Genomic DNA, 3,466 nt, shown 5'->3' on the forward strand with positions numbered 1-3,466 from the left:
GTCCTTGACGAGGTCGGCGCCGGTGTAGATCGCGGCAACGCCGGTCAGCGCGGCGGCCGCGCTGGTGTCGATCGAGGCGATCTTCGCGTGGGCGTGCGGCGAGCGCAGCACGTGCAACCACAACGCGCCATCCTGCGGCTTGTCGTCGATGAACTGTCCCTTCCCGGTGAGCAGCCGCTGGTCTTCCAAACGCTTGACGGGCTGCCCCGCTCCGAAACGCAAATTGCCGGGAAGAATGTTCATTCCGCTCTATCCTTGAAATCCGGAAAACGACCGCGGGGGTTTTAGCCGATTTTACGGGCTAGACAACCGAGCCGCGGCACATCTGCAATGCGTGCCATGCCTCTTGGCCGGGCAGATTACCGGGGTCAGGAACGCTCGATGTCGATGATGGCCACACTCACGTCGCGGCTGTCCGAGCCGCGCTTGACCGTGAGCCGAACGGTCTTCCCTGCACCGGCCTGCTCCAGGGCATCGGTCAGGTCGGAGAGTCGCCGCACCGGCTTGCCTTCGACCCCAGTGATGATGTCTCCGACCGCGCCGGTCGTCATGTTGACACCGCGAATCCCGGCCCGCTCGGCAGGGCTGCCGGGAGCCGTCCGCACCACGATCACCCCTTCGACGCCAAGTCGCGTCGAGACATCTTCGCCGGCGGCCACGATGCCGATGCCGGGTGTCGGCACCCGGCCGTTGCGGATGAGCTCGGGGACAATCCGGTTCACGACATCGACCGGCACTGCAAAACCGATGCCGGCGTTCGAACCCGACGGCGATATGATCGCCGTCGTGACGCCGATCAGCCGGCCGGCGGAATCCAGCAACGGTCCGCCCGAATTGCCCGGGTTGATCGCGGCATCCGTCTGGATGACGTTGGCAATCTCCCGGCCGCCATGGGTCGGAAGCCTGCGCTTGAGCGCGCTGATGATGCCGCTCGTCATCGATTGATCCAGTCCGAAGGGATTGCCGATCGCAAACGCGGACTGCCCGACCTTCAGGTCGTTCGAGCTGCCAAGAGCCACCGGCGGCGGAAGCTCGCGCACGCTGCGGATCCGCAGCACTGCAAGATCGTAATTGGGGGCGGTGCCGACAAGGTCGACCTCAGCCACCTCTCCTGACGCAAAGCGCACGGCGATCTCGCCGCCATTGGCCACGACGTGATTGTTCGTCACGAGGTGCCCCTCGCGGTCCCAGACGAATCCCGTGCCGGACGCGCCGCCCTGCCCCTCCTCGCCCATGAGAGGACTGGCCGTCGATTTCACCGCCACCTGGACAACCGAAGGCGACACGCGTTCGAAGATGTCGATGGTCGCCTTTTCGCCATCGGACAGCGGCCCGCGCTGCTCGACCGCACGTGCGGAGGATGCCGCCCATGGAACATGCAGGACCGGAACATGCAAAATCTTCGCTGCAGTGACGGCGAGCAGCAGGGCCGCAAAGGCTGCCGCGCCGATGGCGTAGCGACGATTCATCGGTGATCACCGCGATGCGTGCTGAAAGCAGAGTTCGGAATGCACATGCATGAGATGTCGGACCTCGCTCACGCAGCAACGTCGCAGACCCCTGGAAGTTTCCTGATCGAGTCAGATAGGGCCCCGTTTGGCTTTCCGCAGGGCGTTCAGGGACATATTGCCGCGTGACACACGGCTACGCGACCTCGTGCAACGCCGCTTCTACCGCCTTGCGCGCCTCGGCCGTCAATGGAGCCTGCGGCGGGACGGGATCGCCGACCTCATAGCCCTGGATCGCGAGCCCCGCCTTGATGCAGGCGGCGAGGTTGAAGCGGGCGAAGGCCTCGTTGATGCGCCACAGCCGGCGCTGCAGCGCCATGGCCTCGTCCCAGCGTCCGGCCTTGCAGAGGTCGTAGAGCGCGACGCTCTGGCGCGGGATGATGCAGGCCGGGCCCGCCATCCAGCCGAGGCCACCGATCAGCATCACCGCAGCCGGGATATGGGCGGAAGCCGAGAACACCCGCAAGGAATCGCCACAACGGTTCATGATCGAGAGCAGCCGGCCCGTGTTGGTCGAGGCGTCCTTGATGTAGCCGATGCGCGGATGCTCGGCGAGGCGTGCGATGATGTCGAGGGTGAGATCGGAGCGCTGGAATTGCGGATTGGTGTAGATGACGACGGGAATGTCGACGGCATCCGCGATGGCGCGGAAGTAGGATTCGACCTGGGCGTCATTGAGCGGAAAATAGGCCTCCAGGATCGCCAAAATGCCGTCGGCGCCGAGCTTTTGGTACGCCCTCGCCTGCGCCACCACATCCGCCGTCGAGGTCGAGGCGACGCCAGCCACGACAGGCACGCGGCCGTTCGCGGCCTCGATCGTGGTCTGCACGATCGCGCTGCGCTGAGCGGCATTGAGATAGGCGAATTCGCCGGTCGAGCCGAGCGGCGTCAGGCCATGGACACCGGCGCCGATCAGATCGCCGCAGAGCTTGCCGAGGACATCGGTGCGCACGATGCCATCGGCATCGACGGGCGAGACGAGATAGGGAAAGACGCCGTGGAATTCGGACATGTCGGTGATGACCCCGGAGCGCTGGTTTGCGCCTGACCGGTCTTACCAACGCTCGTGCTCGCGATCAAACCCTGAGCAGCCGCACGCGCGTGCCCCAGGGGTCGGCGGCCTCCACGCCGTTGGCGAGCGTTGTCAGGCGCACGCCGCCCTTGCGCAGGCGCTCCTCCTGCGCGGCGAGAATGTCCGGCTTCTCCGTCACCAGCGAGAACCAGGCAAGGCCGGTCATCTGATCGTCGCGCTGGCCCGCGCCCTGGCTCTGCCAGACGTTCATGCCGAGGTGATGATGATAGCGGCCCGACGACAGGAACGCGGCGCCGCTGCGGCTGCGGGTCGGATCGAGGCCGATGTTGCCATGATAGAAGTTTCCGGCCTGCGCAAGATCGCCGACACGCAGATGCATGTGGCCGATGCGCAGTCCATCCGGCGCTTTGGCATAATCAGGCACGCGCGTATTGGTCAGCGACAGCAAATCGGGGATGTTGAGCTCGTCGCTCGCCATCTTCACGCTGCCCTCGCTCCACTGCCATTGCGAGGGATCGCGGTCGGCATAGACCTCGATGCCGTTACCCTCGGGGTCGTCGAGATAAACGGACTCGCTGACGAGATGGTCGGCAAAGCCCGACAGCTTCACGCGGTGCGAGGCGGCGTGAACCAGCCAGCGCGCCAGGTCCTTGCGCGTCGGCATCAGGAAGGCGGTGTGATAGAGGCCGGCGGCGTTGCGCGGCTCGATTGCCGCATCGGGACGGGCTTCCAGCACCAGCAGCGTGATGCCTGATGTGCCGAGCCTGGCGGCGGCTGGCGAGCGCTCCATCACGGTGAGCCCGATCACGTCGCGGTAGTAATCCGCAACCTTGTCGAGATTCTTCACCCGGAGCGTCACCATGCCGACCCGCATCGGCGTACGGCTGGCATAGGTCGGCCCGCCGCCCTGCGGAGCGCCCTCGGC

At 65.8% G+C, this 3,466-nt stretch carries 3 protein-coding genes and 1 pseudogene; all 4 read right to left on the reverse strand.

Annotated elements, in window-relative coordinates:
• Positions 1 to 243: pseudogene (locus tag MOV74_RS34070) on the reverse strand (xanthine dehydrogenase family protein molybdopterin-binding subunit); the annotation flags it as partial.
• 125 nt (positions 244 to 368) lie between these two features.
• Complete coding sequence (locus MOV74_RS34075) at positions 369 to 1,469, reverse strand: S1C family serine protease (RefSeq protein ID WP_246931363.1); 1,101 nt, start codon at positions 1,467 to 1,469, stop codon at positions 369 to 371.
• A 175-nt stretch (positions 1,470 to 1,644) separates the two neighbouring features.
• Positions 1,645 to 2,520 carry a dihydrodipicolinate synthase family protein gene (locus MOV74_RS34080; protein WP_246931364.1) on the reverse strand — a complete coding sequence of 292 codons (876 nt, stop codon included), beginning with the start codon at positions 2,518 to 2,520 and terminating at the stop codon, positions 1,645 to 1,647.
• Positions 2,521 to 2,584: 64 nt separating this feature from the next.
• Positions 2,585 to 3,466 (reverse strand): VOC family protein (locus MOV74_RS34085; RefSeq protein WP_246931365.1); only part of this gene is annotated, 882 nt, incomplete at its 5' end.

It is taken from the genome of Bradyrhizobium sp. SHOUNA76 (assembly GCF_023006445.1).
Classification (GTDB): Bacteria; Pseudomonadota; Alphaproteobacteria; order Rhizobiales; family Xanthobacteraceae; genus Bradyrhizobium.

What these genes read in the sequence shown, in the direction of transcription:
- MOV74_RS34075 (WP_246931363.1), bottom strand. Translation starts at nt 1,469, where the DNA reads ATGAATCGTCGCTACGCCATCGGCGCGGCAGCCTTTGCGGCCCTGCTG.
- MOV74_RS34080 (WP_246931364.1), bottom strand. Translation starts at nt 2,520, where the DNA reads ATGTCCGAATTCCACGGCGTCTTTCCCTATCTCGTCTCGCCCGTCGAT.